This window comes from Paenarthrobacter sp. NPDC089988, from assembly GCF_044748465.1.
Classification (GTDB): domain Bacteria; phylum Actinomycetota; class Actinomycetes; order Actinomycetales; family Micrococcaceae; genus Arthrobacter.
In genome coordinates, this window is record NZ_JBIVGD010000028.1 from 1 (window position 1) to 15,538 (window position 15,538).

16 protein-coding genes are annotated in these 15,538 nt (G+C 62.0%); 7 read left to right on the plus strand and 9 right to left on the minus strand.

Annotated elements, in window-relative coordinates; all coding sequences use genetic code 11:
* From ACIPV6_RS21885 to ACIPV6_RS21915, 7 genes are all read left to right on the plus strand, one after another.
* Positions 1 to 1,419, plus strand: a 1,419-nt coding sequence (locus tag ACIPV6_RS21885; protein ID WP_400272915.1) for a hypothetical protein, incomplete at its 5' end; no start/stop codon positions are given.
* A gap of 64 nt (positions 1,420 to 1,483) precedes the next feature.
* Positions 1,484 to 2,002, plus strand: coding sequence for an Imm61 family immunity protein (locus ACIPV6_RS21890; RefSeq protein WP_400272916.1), 519 nt, complete (start codon positions 1,484 to 1,486; stop codon positions 2,000 to 2,002).
* 142 nt (positions 2,003 to 2,144) lie between these two features.
* Positions 2,145 to 2,654: an Imm61 family immunity protein gene (locus tag ACIPV6_RS21895; protein ID WP_400272917.1), complete on the plus strand. Its 510-nt coding sequence runs from the start codon at positions 2,145 to 2,147 to the stop codon at positions 2,652 to 2,654.
* Between the two features lie 81 nt (positions 2,655 to 2,735).
* A complete protein-coding gene (locus tag ACIPV6_RS21900; RefSeq protein WP_400272918.1) occupies positions 2,736 to 2,981 on the plus strand; it encodes a PLD nuclease N-terminal domain-containing protein in 246 nt (81 codons plus the stop codon).
* Between the two features lie 5 nt (positions 2,982 to 2,986).
* A complete protein-coding gene (locus tag ACIPV6_RS21905) occupies positions 2,987 to 3,637 on the plus strand; it encodes a hypothetical protein (RefSeq protein ID WP_400272919.1) in 651 nt (216 codons plus the stop codon).
* 140 nt (positions 3,638 to 3,777) lie between these two features.
* The gene (locus ACIPV6_RS21910) at positions 3,778 to 4,371 is read left to right on the plus strand and encodes a hypothetical protein (protein WP_400272920.1); all 594 of its coding nucleotides are present in this window, start codon (positions 3,778 to 3,780) and stop codon (positions 4,369 to 4,371) included.
* 906 nt (positions 4,372 to 5,277) lie between these two features.
* A complete protein-coding gene (locus tag ACIPV6_RS21915) occupies positions 5,278 to 5,625 on the plus strand; it encodes a hypothetical protein (RefSeq protein WP_400272921.1) in 348 nt (115 codons plus the stop codon).
* Between the two features lie 45 nt (positions 5,626 to 5,670).
* On the opposite strand, the gene ACIPV6_RS21920 is transcribed toward ACIPV6_RS21915, so the two are convergent.
* The 9 genes from ACIPV6_RS21920 to ACIPV6_RS21960 form a co-directional block, all read right to left on the minus strand.
* Positions 5,671 to 6,396: an aspartate/glutamate racemase family protein gene (locus ACIPV6_RS21920; protein WP_400272922.1), complete on the minus strand. Its 726-nt coding sequence runs from the start codon at positions 6,394 to 6,396 to the stop codon at positions 5,671 to 5,673.
* Positions 6,397 to 6,406: 10 nt separating this feature from the next.
* Complete coding sequence (locus ACIPV6_RS21925; protein ID WP_400272923.1) at positions 6,407 to 7,822, minus strand: amidohydrolase family protein; 1,416 nt, start codon at positions 7,820 to 7,822, stop codon at positions 6,407 to 6,409.
* 22 nt (positions 7,823 to 7,844) lie between these two features.
* Positions 7,845 to 8,675, minus strand: coding sequence for an aspartate/glutamate racemase family protein (locus tag ACIPV6_RS21930; RefSeq protein WP_400272924.1), 831 nt, complete (start codon positions 8,673 to 8,675; stop codon positions 7,845 to 7,847).
* The gene (locus ACIPV6_RS21935; RefSeq protein WP_400272925.1) at positions 8,672 to 9,361 is read right to left on the minus strand and encodes a GntR family transcriptional regulator; all 690 of its coding nucleotides are present in this window, start codon (positions 9,359 to 9,361) and stop codon (positions 8,672 to 8,674) included. The genes ACIPV6_RS21930 and ACIPV6_RS21935 overlap by 4 nt, the downstream gene beginning before the upstream one ends.
* A gap of 98 nt (positions 9,362 to 9,459) precedes the next feature.
* Positions 9,460 to 10,800, minus strand: a complete 1,341-nt coding sequence (locus tag ACIPV6_RS21940; protein WP_400272926.1) for an MFS transporter — start codon at positions 10,798 to 10,800, stop codon at positions 9,460 to 9,462.
* Positions 10,801 to 11,195: 395 nt separating this feature from the next.
* Entirely contained in the window at positions 11,196 to 12,065 is an 870-nt protein-coding gene (locus tag ACIPV6_RS21945; protein ID WP_400272927.1) for an amino acid-binding protein, read from the minus strand.
* 191 nt (positions 12,066 to 12,256) lie between these two features.
* Positions 12,257 to 12,706 carry a large conductance mechanosensitive channel protein MscL gene (gene mscL / locus ACIPV6_RS21950; protein WP_400272928.1) on the minus strand — a complete coding sequence of 150 codons (450 nt, stop codon included), beginning with the start codon at positions 12,704 to 12,706 and terminating at the stop codon, positions 12,257 to 12,259.
* Positions 12,707 to 13,147: 441 nt separating this feature from the next.
* Positions 13,148 to 14,143 (minus strand): agmatinase, encoded by a 996-nt coding sequence (speB, locus tag ACIPV6_RS21955; protein ID WP_400272929.1) that lies wholly within the window; start codon positions 14,141 to 14,143, stop codon positions 13,148 to 13,150.
* Positions 14,140 to 15,522, minus strand: coding sequence for an MFS transporter (locus tag ACIPV6_RS21960; RefSeq protein ID WP_400272930.1), 1,383 nt, complete (start codon positions 15,520 to 15,522; stop codon positions 14,140 to 14,142). Before ACIPV6_RS21960 ends, speB begins: the two co-directional genes overlap by 4 nt.
* Positions 15,523 to 15,538: the final 16 nt, after the last annotated feature.

The window sequence follows — 15,538 nt, forward strand, 5'->3', positions numbered from 1 at the left end:
TTCGGAACGAAAGACAAAACCCAACAAGCCCAGGCCTGGCAAGGTGTGGGGGCCTTGGGTGCTGCGGTGTTCCGGTCCAAGGCCGTGATCGACCGTGGCTTCACGGACATGGACGAGGGCGATATCGAGGCGCTCCTGACCGCATCCGCCGCGATCCGGGAGACCGTGCACGCCGACGAATGGGCCACCGATTACTGGCGTGCCGGCGGGCAAACCACCTTCGACCTCGCCACCGCAGCAACCGGGGGCGCCGGTGGCGGCCTCACCCTCGAGGCCCGCCTCACAGCCCTCACCAATCGGCTCCGTAGTCTGCCCACCAAAGCAGCCTCGGTTGCGGAGGTCGGCGGCGAAGCAGCCTCGGCATCCGTGAAAGCCGGTTCGGGGACGGCAGGACTCGAGGCGGCCGCGGCTCGTATCGAGTCCCACCTAGCCGCTGTCGGCAAAACCGTCGACGACTACGAAATCCCGCGGGCCACACCTGAGTCCCCCGGCCTCCCCGAGGAGCTGACACCGGCGGATGGGCAGACGGCCAAATGGTCCAAGGAGGTGTCTACCCCAGACCTCAACGTTCAGCCGGCCCAATCCAAAGGCATCTGGACTGACGATATCAACCGCACAAAGACCACCCCACCCCCGGAACTCGGGCCCAGAACCAGCGGGATTGACGAAGCACGCCTAAGACAACGCCTCAATCCGGCAACCCCTGAGCGGGCGGCAAGTTCGTCACATGCCGCGCCTGAGGCTCCTGAGCACAGTCCAGGGCCGGGCACCCATGTTGGCCCTTCCGCGACGCTTGGGCACGGCGCCGACGAGCTGCTGCAGACCGAGGATAGGTCCGTTGATGTCAACGCATCCGGAAGGCCAACATCAGACCCTGCACACCTTGAGGGTCCGGTGCAGGCTGCAGAGGTCTATGGGGAACCGCGGGCCGTGCATGGAGAGCATCCGCCCTACCCGGAATTCACCGACAAGAACCGCGAAGTCATGGCTCTGCGTACCGACTTCGAGGCCCGGTGGGGACGCGACGATAACGGTTACGGCCGTCCTTTCACCAAGTATGAGTACGAGATTAGATACAGCGGTCCCGAAAAGAACGGACAGCCCCGTCACGTTTATCCTCCGTTCGACGGTGCGATACTTGAGACTCTTCAGAAGTTTCATGATCTATCTGCCTTCGTTCAGAAGTTCGGTAGTCAAATGGATCGCGTTGGCCCCCAAAGTGGTCGATTTATTGGAGTGATCGAGAACGGGGTCCCAGCTACATTCGAAGAACGTTCGTTACCCGTTGCACAATTGGGTGATAAATACTATCAGTACAAGTTGGTTGATGCCTGGCCTCCGGACGCGAAGGGCTGGAGCATTGAAGTGCCCGTATCGCTCCAGCTTTCGGACGCAAAGGGGGCGGTCTACAGATGGTAATAAAGGATGCTAACGGACTAAATGTCAGCGTTGAACGGTTGATCCAAGTAGGAATCTTAGAAAAATGACAATATCTCTAGAATCGCTAAACGAAATCTGTTCCAATCTCACTGAATTACTCAAGGAATCCGATTCAGGTCTATGGCAGGAGGAGGAGAACGACTCATGGTATATAGCCATGGGGGCAGAGGCGACTCTCCGTTTATATACGAGCGATTCTGTGATCGTGATAGCAGAATCCGACAAAGGCGGGAAGGAGTTTCTTCTATTTGAGTCGACTGAAGCTGAAGCGGTTGAGTTGTTCCTTGCCCGCTTGCTGTGCATGCACATTCGCGGAGACGCGGATCTCCCCATGCTGCTTGTTGTCCCCATTCCCCTAACGTTGAAAGACACAGCTCCGGGGTTTGTGCTTGCCAGCGACGGCCCGGTATCTACCCTAACCGAGACCGCCACGGGAAAGATTTATCGCGGCGATGACTTGGATCTAGTGGTCTTTTCCCACTACGCAAAAATGACGCCGCGCGAGATTCGAGAAGCCTACGCCGCGCCAGAGGGCAAACCGCCGTTCTTTCCGTTGACATGAAATAAGGGTGCACCTCGACGGGCATACGGCTAGACCTGCCAATCTCGTTGCTGCGTCTCACACTGCGGTTCTCAGTAAGGCCAACAGTAAGCAGAGTATCGAGCTTCGCAATGAAGCCGTTGGAAGATGAGGTTTGTAGATCATGCAAGAATCTCTAGATCTGATAGTAAATCGGATCGACGACCTCGCAACCCGGTCATGTTCTGCTGCCTGGCGGAGCGCCCCCGACGGGACATGGTTCTTGCGTACCGGCCACGATCTCAGATTGCATCTTTTTCGTCGTGGCACGATGTTGCTTCTCAGCCAGTCTGAACGAGGTGCAGAGGAAGAGCTGTATTTCGAAACATCCGCAGTCGGGGCTATGGAAAGATTCATGGTCAATGAGCTCTGTATGATACTCAGAGGTCGAAACGGAAACTCATTTCTCGTGGTTGCACGACCGCCTCTTACCGAACAAAGCGTTGCTCCGGGTTTCACTCTTACGAGAGAGGGACACTTGGCGAAACTAAGTGAGGACTCCACAGGTCTCATTTGCCGCGGAGAATTTACAGATCTCATCAAGTTCTCGTACATTGCCAAGATGTCGCTGGTGGAGATTCAGGACGCTTACATAGCGCCCCGCGGCCTGCCGCCGTTCTTCCCTCTGCGATGAAGTCAGCAGGGGCGTGCATGACAGCCCGCCCGGAATGCAGTTCTTTCCGATACCGGCAATCTGAGTTTATGGACGGGACACATGGAATCGTTGCAATGGGTCGTGATTGGACCGGCAGCAGTGTCTGCGGTCTTGGTCGCGGGTTCCGTCATCTGGGCTATCTTCGACGTCCTCCGACATGGGTCCATGAATCAGGTCACCAAAGCGCTCTGGTTGATCTGCCTCTTCACCCTCCCACTCGCCGGTCTTCTCGCATGGCTGTACTGGCGACCTCGAACCAGCGACAGCGCTGAACGGGTCAAGATCACGAACACCCGCAAGGCGTGACCACTTTGGCCGCGAACCGACGGGACGCTTGGTACTTGGCTGCTCGTCGGCGTCGGGACAACGGACGGTATGGGAAGACGCCGGACATGGCCGCGAAGTGGTGGGAACCAAGCGATATCGCACCCATCGACGGGCCACCGATTCACCTGGGACGTACCGCCCTGGTCAGCAGCAGTACACGCCCCACACGGGGCCTCTCTCACGAAGCCGTCCGGCCCTCCCGGCACCTACGACCACGCCTCGGCGACCACACCCTCCCCGGCCGCCACCCCGACCTCCAAACCACCATCGGAGACACCGACGGCAGCCCCGGCACCTGGCAAGAACCAGCTGGAAGAAGCCCTAACGGTGCGCCGGACCAGGCGTTCGCAACCGGGGTCACAGCCACCGGACCCAAAGGCAACGCTTCGGAATACGTCACGGACTACATCACCGCCACCGGCGAAAAGAAATCGATCGCCTTCGACGGCCACCTGTGGCGGGGACGCCCACCCATCCAGATCTTCCAAGAAATCAAAGGCAACTACGATCTGGTGTACCGAGGACTCTTCGAAGGGTTCCACGGCAAGGCCGCAGTTCAGAGGGCCATCGTCAAATGGGCAGAAGAGACGTTGATCAAGACAATAAATCCTATGAGGATCGGAAACCTTCAATGATTGCCTCGGAACTCTTTGACCCCGCGCTACGGGCAGTAAGCCTCCGATTGCTTTTGGGGGGTCGAGACGCTCGCCCTGAGCAAATAGCCGCCAGGGTCATGTCCACGGTGGAACTCCTGGAGACGGTGGACTCTCGCCCCATGGAATGGGCGCACGCCAATGCGTCGCGCCAGCGAACACACAACGACGACATTCTGCCTCGAAGCCTTCAGGATCTTTCGCTCAGCGTCGAGGATGGGGCTCGCGTGGACGACGCCGGTAAGTTCCACCCGGGTTTCGGCTATTTTGTTTCTCTGTTTGGCTTTCTCGCGGGATCCAAGCGAGAAGTATTCCCTTTTGACATTTCCGTCACCGACGGATGCCCTGGCCCCCGTTCCGGTGACTCATTCAAACTGGGCTTTGCCGAGGCGGATGTGGCCGGGTGTGAGGTGATCATCGACGGGTTCTGCGCGCTCATTGACATCTGGGAACCCGTCCGCGGTGCGGTCAGCGGGCAGGCGTTGGCAAAGCTGCATCGCGACGATCCGATCCTTTACCCACCCGTCGGAGTACTCACGTACTTTGCCAACAACAGCGGCTACACCGTCCCGGAAAGCCCCCTCGTACACCTAAGAGCGCTGACGCATGGCACCGTGGCCGTGCTCAAGCAATGGACGCTCGAGGCCAACCTGGAGTATAAGAAGGCGTTCGCCGCCGTCAACGAGGGTATACCCAACGGACGCCTAAGGAGCTGACGCCTCGTGGATGAACCAATACGGGACGAGCTGTTCGACGCGAATCTCGATGACATTGATCTTCGATTCCATCTCGGGGGGAGGTTCGCTACACCAGTTGAGATTGCGCGGCGGATATTGTCGTCCGTGGATGTCCTGGAACAGTTAGATACGCGCCCTCTGGAATGGGTCGATGTCCTTTATCCAGGACGGAGCCAGGCTGCAGATGATTCACTCCCTCGGTCCCTTGAAGACGTAGCCGCGAGAGTGGAAGACGGCGCGCGCAGAGATGATGCAGGCGGCTTCTGGCCAACATGGGGTTATCGTGTGTCAGTCCTCGGTTTCCTCGAAGGAACAGGGCGGACGGCTTGTCCATTTGACATCAAGGTCACCGATGGGCAACAAGGTGCGCAATCCCGGGATTCATTCAAGCTGGAGTTTGTCGAAGCTCTCATTCCTGGACGGGCCGCCCTTGTAGACTGCGTCGCTTCACTTGCCGACATCTGGGAGCCCGCGCGCGGTGGCGTCTTCGGATACGAGGTAACAAAGCAGAACGAAGGCCACCCACTGTGGTATCCGCCAGTGGGAGTTTTGACGTACATGGCGAACCGCTCCGGATACTCACTTCCGTCGAGCCCCCTGGTGAACCTGCGTCCCCTTCGCAGCGGGACACTTGCGATCTTGAAGGATTGGACGCTAGACGCAGTGCTCGCGTACCAAAGCGAATTCAGGGCAGCCAATGCAGGAGCCCGGAAGGCTCCAAACTGACTCCCAAGGGAGATCGCCGCCAGGCTTCGCTCTGCATTGCATCTCGTGGAATCCATGGTTTCATGTACAAACTGCAGAAGACGCTGCTGATGGTGACGCCAGGACGCCCTGACCAGAAGTCCTGCGGGCGGTGTATGACGCTGTAGAGAAAGGTGCACAGTGACAGTGAAACTCAACAAGAAAGCCTTCGACCACGCCAAGAAGCTGATCCGGGACGGCAAGGTTGCCAAGGACGAGCGCGATGACTGGAGCGAGCACGCGCCGTCAACGAAGGAAGAGAACACGTTCCTGGAAAAACACGACTTCGCTGAGTACGGCAAGTGGTACCTCGGCGTCGACGATGAGCATCCGGATGACCAGAAGGGCCACTACAAGTTCCCCATCGGCGACTTCAAGAAGATCCATCGCTGCGGAGTCAGTTCAGCGGAAAGCCGCGCCGGCCAATACGACCACGACGACATCAGGGACGCCCTGGGCAAGCTGCTCGATCAGATCGATAAGGACTGAGCGTCTGCGGGCGGATTCCACAGACGCTTCAGTCCGTGCTCCCAGCTAAGCCAGCAGCCGGCCCCACTTCGTATCAAGCAGGGGTGCGCCCGCCAGCTTCAGGGCATGCCAGAGGGTGACCGCCACGGAATCGAGAACGGGTACTCCGGTGCGGGTCTCCACCTCCGCCGTGATGTTGGTTCCGTACAGATTGGTGCAGAGGTAAACCAGCGCGTCGGGATGGGCCGCCGCGAGTTCGAGCGAGCCCGGCAGCATCTCCGAGTCGGTCACCCGGGCAAATGACTCGTTGTCGCTGAGGTCCAGGTGCCGGTGGTCGATGGTCTTGATTCCCTCACGGGCGTATGAAGCGATCACTGCGTCATTAACGTCCGAGGTGTACGGCGTGAACAAGCCGATCCGCTCGGTTCCAAAAGCTTCAAATGCCGACAAGTAAGCAAGTGTTGAAGTGGTGGCGGGGATGCCGGTGGCTTCGGTGATCTCCTGGACAATGGCGTGATCGTGCGCGGCCCCCAGCCAGGATCCTGAGGTCCCGTTCCATGCGATGACGTCTACGTTGGCGGTGGCAAGGAGTTCGGCGGCGGCGCGCATCACGGACCCGTCGAACTGCTTGTCCGAGGAATCATCCAGGGCAATGCGGGTGACGGGGATGCGGGTGGAATGGATGGTGATGTCCCGCCGGTCGCCGAGGATCCGGTAGGTCTGCGGTTCCAGGCAGGTGTTGGAGGACGGCACGATCATGCCGATCCGGGTAGGGCGGTCAAGGGTAGGCATCAAGAAACTCCTAGGCAGAAACTGGGACGGGGATTGATTGGTGCTCCGTGAAGCCATTCCGGGCGACGAAACGTCCCACTGGGCCGGGATCGTGGAAACCATCGGCATCCAGGACCACGCGTCCCGCGGAGACCACGACGGCGGGCCAACCGTTCAGCGTCTTCCCTTCGAATGGCGAGAAGTCTGTCCCCATGTGCAGCGCGCCGCCGTCGACCTCGCGTTGAACGGCAGGATCAAAGATCACCAGGTCCGCGTCGAAGCCCTCCGCAACCACACCCTTGAAAGGCAGCGCGTTGATCCGGGCGGGACCAGCGGAGAAGACCTCTACAAAGTCCTCCACCGAGCCCCCGGCCTCCGTGACCAGGGCGGTAAACGTGACGGGCATGCGGGTCTCGACACCGGGCAGGCCATGGGGCATGAAACGGACGTCGTCGGTGCGCTCCCGCTTCTGCGAGAGGTCGTAGCAGGAGTGGTCCGAGGAAACGGCGTGGATGGCGCCGGCAGCAAAGCGCTCCTTCAGGGCAGCCACAGTTTCGGCGCTCCGCATCGGAGGGCAGCAGGCGTACCACTCCGGGAACGTCGAGCCATACACGGTGTCGTCCAAGGCGAGGTAGTGCGGGCACGTCTCGGAGTAGGCTTGCAAGCCCCGCGAGCGGGCATCAGTCACCAAATCAACGGCACCGGGCGTGGACTGGTGCACGAAATACACGGGTGCCCCGGTGTACTCGGCCATGGCGAGCGTCTCCTTTACGGAAATCTCCTCGGCGAGCTCGGGCCGGGTCCGGTGCAGGTGTTCGATCCCGATGAGCCCGTCGGCCGCATGCTCTTCGGTACAGTCGGTGATGATGGCATCGTGCTCGGCATGGATGTACGTGAGCCCGTCGAGCCGCACCATCTCCCGCATGACCTTCAGGATGGTGTCGTTGTCAGCCATGGTGGAGCCGCGGTTGGTGGTGTACATCTTCACGGAACGCACACCCTCGGCAGCGAGTTGCTCCAGTTGCCATGTCACGGTCTCGTCCCACGAGATCACGGAACCGTGCAGCGCTACATCGCAACGGGATTCCTGGGCGAGCCGCTTCTTGTTGAGGACGGCATCGAGTGGGGTTTCCTGCGCATCGCGGGGGATGCCGAAATCGATGATGGTGGTGGTTCCGCCCCACAGGGCAGCGGTGGACGTGATGGCGTAATCGTCCAAGGTACGGAATCGCCCGGTCACTTGGGCTACGTGGCAGTGTCCGTCCACGCCGCCGGGGATGACCAGCAGGCCGACGGCGTCGATGGTCCGCTCAGCGGCGGGTACGGGTTCCGCGGCGTCGAGCAGGCCGGTGACTTTGCCGCCGTCGACGATTACGTGGGCGGCCTGCCGCCCGAAACTGTTCACCACCGTGCCGTTGGCGATCACGAGGTCTGGGAGTTGGGACATCGTCGTCCTCCTTTGCTGGTTCTTAGTTGGCGATGCCGGACAGCTGGGCCGATTGGGCTGCGGCCAGGGCGGCGTCGAGGTTGGTGGAGAGGCCGCGCCGCGCCTTGACGGGCGGGGCCGCGAACGAACCGCCCCGGTGGGCGCCGGACTTCAGCGAAACCACGGCCTCGGTCATGCGGATGCCTGCCGAAATGCCGTCCACCACGGGAACCGGGATCCGGCCTTCGAGCTCCCGGGCGAGTCCGGCGAGCGGCGCACCGGCCAGGATTACGACGTCGGCACCATCCTCCGCGACGGCCTGCCGGCTCAGTGCCAGGAGGGTTTCCTTGAAATCGGCCTGCACGGAGCCGATTGAGTTGAGGGATTGGTTGATGGAACGGATGGAGGCGAGCCTGCCACTGAAGCCGAAGCGTTCCACGCAGTCCCGGTACCACGCCTGGATGCGGTCCGAGATGGCGATGATGGAGAAACGCTGGCCCTGCAACGCTGCGGCGCAGAGTGCGGCTTCGGTGATGCCGATGACCGGCACATCCACCAATTCCTTGAGGGCGGGCATCCCAGGGTCACCGAAGGCGGCCACGACTATGCCGTCCACAGCGGAACCGGCGTGATCGCGCCCGGCGGAAGGGCCGCCGTCGTGCGCTGCTTCCGAACCGGAAGCGTATTCCGCGATCAGCTCCGCAACCGCTCCGGCAGCGATGAGCGACTCGAAGCGGGTCTCGATGTATTCCATGCCGTGCCCGGCAGTCCGGACGATCAATTCAGTGCCTGCGCTCGCCGAGCGGAGTGCCTCGGCCTCGATAAGGGCTGTGACGTCGTCGCTGATGTTGGGGTTGATGACCAGGAGTTTCATGGTTTCTTCCGTGCTTTTCTGGGTTGGGGCTCGGTGGCGCTGTAATCCTCCGGGAACTGCTCGCGGTACTTGCCAATGTGCGACGCCGATTGGGCGGCAGCGCGGTCGTCGTCGCCGCTGGCGATCGCTGCGTAGAGTTCGCGATGTTCGCGGATCAGTTCGGGAAGGTCGCTGACGTGGCGGAACAGCCAGTGCATACGGCCTTGGAGGGGTTCGAGCGCCGAGCGAAGAAAGTCGTTGTTGGCGATGCGGGTGATGGCATCGTGGAATTCGCTGTTGGCCCGGTGGGCTTCCAGGATGGATCCCTTGGCCAGGAAGTGTTCGGCCTGGTCCAGGAGTCCGGCGAGGTGCTGGAGGTCTTCGGCCGTGGCACGCTTCGCGGCGAGCCGGCAGGCGAGGACTTCCAGGGATTGCCGGACGTCGAACAGGTCCTCCACGTCCTTGGGGCTCAGGCCGCTGACCTCGGTACCGCGGCCGGAGCGGTCCCGGATGAGTCCCTCCTGCCGGAGCATCCGGAGGGCTTCGCGGATGGGGAGGCGGGAGACGTTGAATTCGGCGGCGAGGTCCCGCTCCACCAGCCGGGTGCCGGGCGCGTAGTGGCCTTCGAAAATCCGGGCACGGAGCGTGTCACGCACGGATTCCCGGAGGGGGCGGTCCGTGGTGTTCGTGTCTTCTGCGGTCAGCATGTCAGCTCCATTTCCGTGATGTGTAAGGCTATGCGCCCGGCCCGGCGGTGTCCGGCCTTGGGTGGTTCAGGACCCGCGGCCGGCCCGGCGAGTGCGAGTCAGACCGGGAGCCGCTTGTTGTAATCCAGCGCCAGGACGGAGATGCCCATGATCACTGCCGATCCAACGAAGTACAGCAGGGCCCAGGTGTAGGAGCCTGTGGCCCCGACAATCAGGCCTACCACAATCGGGGTGATGAACCCGGCAATGTTGCCGCTGAAGTTCATGGCCCCGCCCAGGACGCCGGCGTTGGTGCGGCCGCCCAGGATGGACGGGATGGACCAGAAGAGGCCAACCCAGCGGAGGAAGAACAGCACTGCCGAGAGGAGCACGACGGCGGTGATCGGGTCCGGGACGACGGTAACGCCAACGAGTCCGCCGACCACCACGAGGCTGGAGACGCCCAGAAGGGTCCGCATGACCTTGTTGGCCGAGGCGCCGGAAGCACGCCACTTGTCGGCGATGGCACCGCCGAGGATTTCGCCGACGAACCCGGCGCCGAAGATCACGAACGTGGACCAGCCGATGGTCTTCAGGTCGAAGCCCTTGGCCTGTGCCAGGTAGAGCGGACCCCAGGTGAGCAGGCCGTAGAACACGCCGTTGAAGCCCAGCCAACCGAAGCACATGGCCCAGAAGGAACGGAACTTCAGGTAGGGGAGGAGGGCACGCTTGCCGCGGGCACCTTCGCGGGCGGCTTCGGCATCTTCCTCGGCGTGCGAGGCCTCGATGTAGCTGGCCTCGGCGTCGTTGACGCCCTTGTGCTGGCGGGGGTTATCGCGGATGTACCACCAGACGGCAAGGCCCATGAGGACGGTTGCGGCACCGGCGATGATGAAGGACATCCGCCAGCTGCCGGTGGAAGCGATCAGCCAGGTGATGAGGATGCCGCCCAGGCCGGCCCCGAGGGGAGCTCCGGCGTCGAGGATGGTGGCGCCGCGGCCGCGTTCCTTCCGGTGCATCCAGATGGCGTTGAGCTTGCCGCCGGCAGGCATGACGCCCGCTTCGGTGACGCCGATTCCCAGCCGGGCAATGAACATGCTGAGGAATCCACCGGCGAAACCGGATGCGGCGGTTGCGGCGCCCCAGCCGACGCAGGAGGCCGTGACCACCTTGCGGGGGCCGAACCTGTCGATCAGCCAGCCAACGGGAATCTGCATGAGGGCGTACGTCCAGAAGAAGGCCGAGAGGAGCAAGCCCACCAGTTCAGGCGGGAGGTTGAATTCTTTTTGGATGATGGGGAGGGCTACGGAGATGGATCCGCGGTCGATGTAATTGACCGCTACCAGGACCAACAAGAGGATGAAGAGCTTCCAGCGGACGTTGGTGCGTCGCTGCACGCCGTCCTTGCCGGGTTTTTGGTCGCTGTCCTGGGTTGCCAGTTGCGTGTTTTCGAGAGACACAGCTTCTCCTTCAGTAGGAGTCAACGGGATGGAATGTCTTGGGGCTTTTCTTGGGGGGATGAGCCGGGCGGGATACCGCTGCAGCCTGACCCGTGCCGGCGGCAACTGTTGCGGTCCCTGCCCGTTGATGAGGTGGGGCCGCAGCCGGTGGTGGATCTTTTGGGATCCCGTTTTGGGATCCCAAAAACAACGCTAGATGTGACGGGAAGCACTGTCAAGGTATTTGGTATACAAATGCTGCCAACAAATTGTGACTAAGGCTTGCCGCTCATGCCGAGCTACTTCCCGGGCACCCATCGTGACGTGCGGAAACCCGGTAAATCGAGGGGATTTACCGGGTTTCGCTGGGACGGCCGCTCGTCACGGCTTGCAGTTTTGGGATACTGCGAGACCCATCAGGTCTTACGACCCGCCGGACCGTATGCCAGGATCTCCGCAAGTTCGGCCAACCTGTGCGCCCGCGCCGACTCCGCTGGCGTGAACGGTTCCCCGGGGCGGGAGAACACCAGCGGCCCGTGCCAGGCAGTAGGGATCTTCAGGATGTCCGCGGAGCGTCCGATGGCCGCATCCGCCTCCGTAGCCGGATGCTCCGGATCCAAGGGGACCACGCGGGCTGACAGCAACTCGGCCACGGCCAAGGGGAGTTCCGTGGGGTTCCCGGCAATCCTGGCCGCGAGGCTCAGCGCCCTGGTTTGGCCGTCTGCCATGGCCAGCGCGGTGGTAGGCCAAACGTGGGACTCATGCCCGCCGCCGTCGTGCATGGCCTGAAGCAGCTCGTGCTCGGTGAGCTGGCCGGGGGCGGACAGGACGAACTCATCCATCACCGTGCCGGGGCGTCCGACGCCATCCAGGGGATGGACGTGGATGCTGAGGATGTTGGCGTCGAGCTTGGCCAAGGATCGTGTGATTCTTTGCAAGGACCCGGGCTCGTCCCGCAGCAGGGTTCTGGCGCGCCATAGTGCGGGGGAGCTCTGCAGTCTGTGCCGGTGCTTGAGTGCCGGGGCGTGGAGCCAGCGACGCAGCACCTTCGCCGCCGACGGTTCGGCCACCCAAATCACCAGGACTGTGGCAGTCACCGTGAGCAGCAGGACCTTGGCAACGTACGGCAAATGGGTTTCAACCACCGCCGCATGGACGAGGAGTTCGATGGGCAGCATGACGGCGATATTGGCCAGGGTGAGCCGGGCCTTGGGCGGTTCCGGCAGTTGACCGCAGACCTCGCACAGGAGGTCCGCGGTGGCGGGAGAGCTCGCGTTGGGCTTCATGAACCCATGCTGACGGGCGCGTGTTTCGTGGGCGTTGCTGCTGCGTCACGGTCTCGCGGCAGGATTTTTCCGGGACGGTCCACCCCGATTCCTGGGCGTCAGCGGAAACGCAGAAACCCGGCACCCTCCCATTGGGGGATGCCGGGCTTCGGGCGGATTGACCGCAACGACAGGGAGGCGCTGCGGGCGTCCTAACGGACGGAATCCTCGTCCAGGTCGCGCTGCCCGCGGGCGTTGTTGGCGGCGGCTTCCTTGAGGAGGTCGCGGATCTCGGCCAGGAGCGCGGTGTCCGCCGGGATGGGCTCCTCTTCGGGTTCAGCCGCGGAAAGGCGGTCCTTGACCATGGTGTTGATCTTGTTCATGGGCGCCACGAAGATAAAGTAGACCACGGCCGCGGTGATGATGAACGTTACCAAGGCGGTGACCACGGCGCCGAAGTTCACGAACGTGGCCTCGTTGTCGGCCCAGATCCGGAAGCCCAGGCCGTCGGCGTTCACGCCACCCGCAGCTGCGATGACGGGGTTGATGATGTTGTTGGTGAAGGCGGTAACCAGCGCGGTAAAGGCACTGCCGATGACGACGGCGATGGCCAGCTCGATCACGTTGCCGCGGAGTATGAAGTCCTTGAATCCCTTAAACATGGAAAGTCCTCTGATCGGTACGGTGCGTATGGCTCAAGCAGAGATCAAACTACCACTCGCAGGTATCAATGGGGCGATGCCGGCTGATCGCGAACCACGTAGTCCCGCCGCCGCGCGTCCAAAAACATGAGTACCGACTACTCGTGCGCTGAGGGATAGTAAGCAACTTTACTAATCATGGCGGGACCGCACGCATGGCGATCCGGCCATACCCCTCGTGGGAATGGCGGGTGGCATGCATTGGGCACCCGCTGGGGGTCCGGGCGTCGTTATCCCAGAGGCGGCGCCCGGTACTTCCTACTATCGCTGCCGCCACACCCGGCGGTCTCCGCCCCGGTCCAGCGGCCGGGGGGGAGCGGACAGCGGGCGACGCCGGCACCTTGGTGGGTGCCGACGTCGTGGTTCTGCTGTGGTTGACGCAGCACGCCTGTGCTAAATACGTCAGGCTGTGGCAGCCTCCATAGCGAGTTCGTTCGCTCCAGCCACCTTTCCACGATTGACCATGAGTGCCAGCAAGTCGAAGACGACTGTTGCAGCGGCCACGCTGGTGATATCGGCGTGGTCGTAAGCGGGAGCCACTTCCACCACGTCCGCACCCACGATGTTGATGCCATTCAGGCCGCGGAGCAGGGCAAGCAGTTCACGGGAATGCAGGCCGCCCATTTCCGGCGTTCCGGTGCCGGGAGCGTAAGAGGGGTCCAGGACATCGATATCAATGGAGACGTAGACCGGCGTATCTCCCAGCCGTTGTTTGACCCGTTCGATCGCCGCCGGGACGCCGATGACGTCAAGGTCGGAACAGCGGATGATCTGAAATCCGAAGTCGTGGTCCCGGAGAAAGTCGTTGCGGTCGTACACAGGCCCGCGGATGCCCACATGCATTGACTTGTCCTCAACAAGCAGGCCCTCCTCGAAGGCCCGGCGGAAGATGGTCCCGTGCGTAATGGGCTGGTCGAAATAGGTATCCCAAGTGTCCAGGTGCGCATCGAAGTGGAGCAGCGCCACCGGGCCGTGGACCTCGTTGACCGCCTGCAGCATTGGAAGGGCGATGGTGTGGTCGCCGCCGATAGTGATCAGCTTCTTGTCGTGGGCGATCAGAGGCCTGGCTTGCTCCTTGATCTCCTTGACGGCCCTGCCGATGTCATAGGGCGTGCAGGCGATGTCGCCGGCATCCACAACCTGCACTTCGTTGACGGGCTCAACGTCGAGTTCGGGGTGGTAGCCCGGGCGCAGCAGTCTTGACGCTTCACGGACAGCTGCCGGACCAAAGCGGGCCCCGGGACGGAAGGAGGTTCCGCCGTCGAACGGAACGCCCACAATAGCGATGTCGTACTCCGGGACGCGGTCCAGTTGTGGAAGTCGGGCGAACGTGCCCAGTCCGGCGAAACGGGGAATTTTAGTGGCGTCGACGGGACCGATTGCTTGGTGGTTGCTCATGACAGGGATCCTTCGTTGATCTTGGGGTCTGATGGTGCAGGAGGCTTCTTTTCGGAGGTGAGCTCGTGCAGTGACTTGTTGGCTGTTTCGGGAGCCAGGAGGAAAGTGGCAACGAGCCCCACAAGGGAGATGATCGCGCCGATGAGCAGCGAGCCGGCTGCTCCGAACGACACGATGGCCAGGGGCATCAGGTAGGTGCTGGCCGCCGAGCCAACCCGGCTGATCGCCGTGCCGAAGCCGACGGCCGTAGCACGGATCTCTGTGGGGAACAGCTCGTTGGGATACACCACTTCAAGGAAGCTGGAGGCGCCGGAGGCCAGCGCGAAGATGGCCAAGGCAATGAAGAGCGGTGCTGCGTCCACGTTGGGGATAAAGGCCGGAATCGCCAAGGCAACCACAATGATGCCGAACGTCCACAAGAGCAGCTTTCGGCGTCCGATCTTTTCCACGAGCCAGAGGCCGGGAATGCCGCCAACAACAAACAGCATGGAAATCAGGAACGAGCCGCCGTAAAGGTTGGCATCGCCGTGCATGCCAAAGGACGTCAGGAGATCCGGGGCAAAGGTGTAAACGGCGAAGAGCGGGATGACCTGCGCAGTCCAGAAGATCGAGACGAAAAGTGTTCGCTTCCAAAACTGGCCCCTGAAGATGTCCAGGAAACTGCCTTGCCTCTGAGGTCCTTCGCTATCGGAAGAGATGTCGCTGAGGCCGTACTGCGGGCCGTACACCTTCTTGATTACGGCATCGGCCTCGTCCCGGCGGCCGCGGGAGAGAAGCCATCGCGGTGATTCAGGTGTGCCCAGGCGGCACAGAAGCGTGATGACGGCGAATACTGCCGGACTGGCAACCATGAAGCGCCAGGCATCCGGACCGGCGTCGCGCAACAGGTAGCCCACTGCGTAGGCTGCGGCGGCGCCGATGGCCCAGACCACGAAGGTGGCGCCGAGGAGGCGTCCGCGATGCTTCTTGGGCAGGAATTCCGCGAGCAGCGACGTTGCGATGGGGTAGTCCGCTCCAATGGCCATGCCCAGGAAGAACCTGCACAGGACCACTTGCCAAATATCCGTGGCGAAACCGTTGAGGACGGAGAACAGCGCCAGTGCGATGAGGTCTGCGATGTACATTTTGTGCCGGCCGATCTTGTCGGTTAGCCAACCGAAGACCGCGCCACCGAAGAAGATGCCTACCAGGCTTGCGGCGCCCACCAGGCCAATCTCCGCCGGGGACAGGTCCAGGCCAGGAGCCATGGTGATCAGTGCGATGCCGATGATGGACAGTGCATAGCCGTCGATGAATGGTCCGCCGGACGCGAAGAACGTCAACTTTTTGTGGAACCGGGTTAGTGGGGCGTCATCAATGAGGTTGCTGGTTGCGCTCATTGCCAACCCTCTCTCG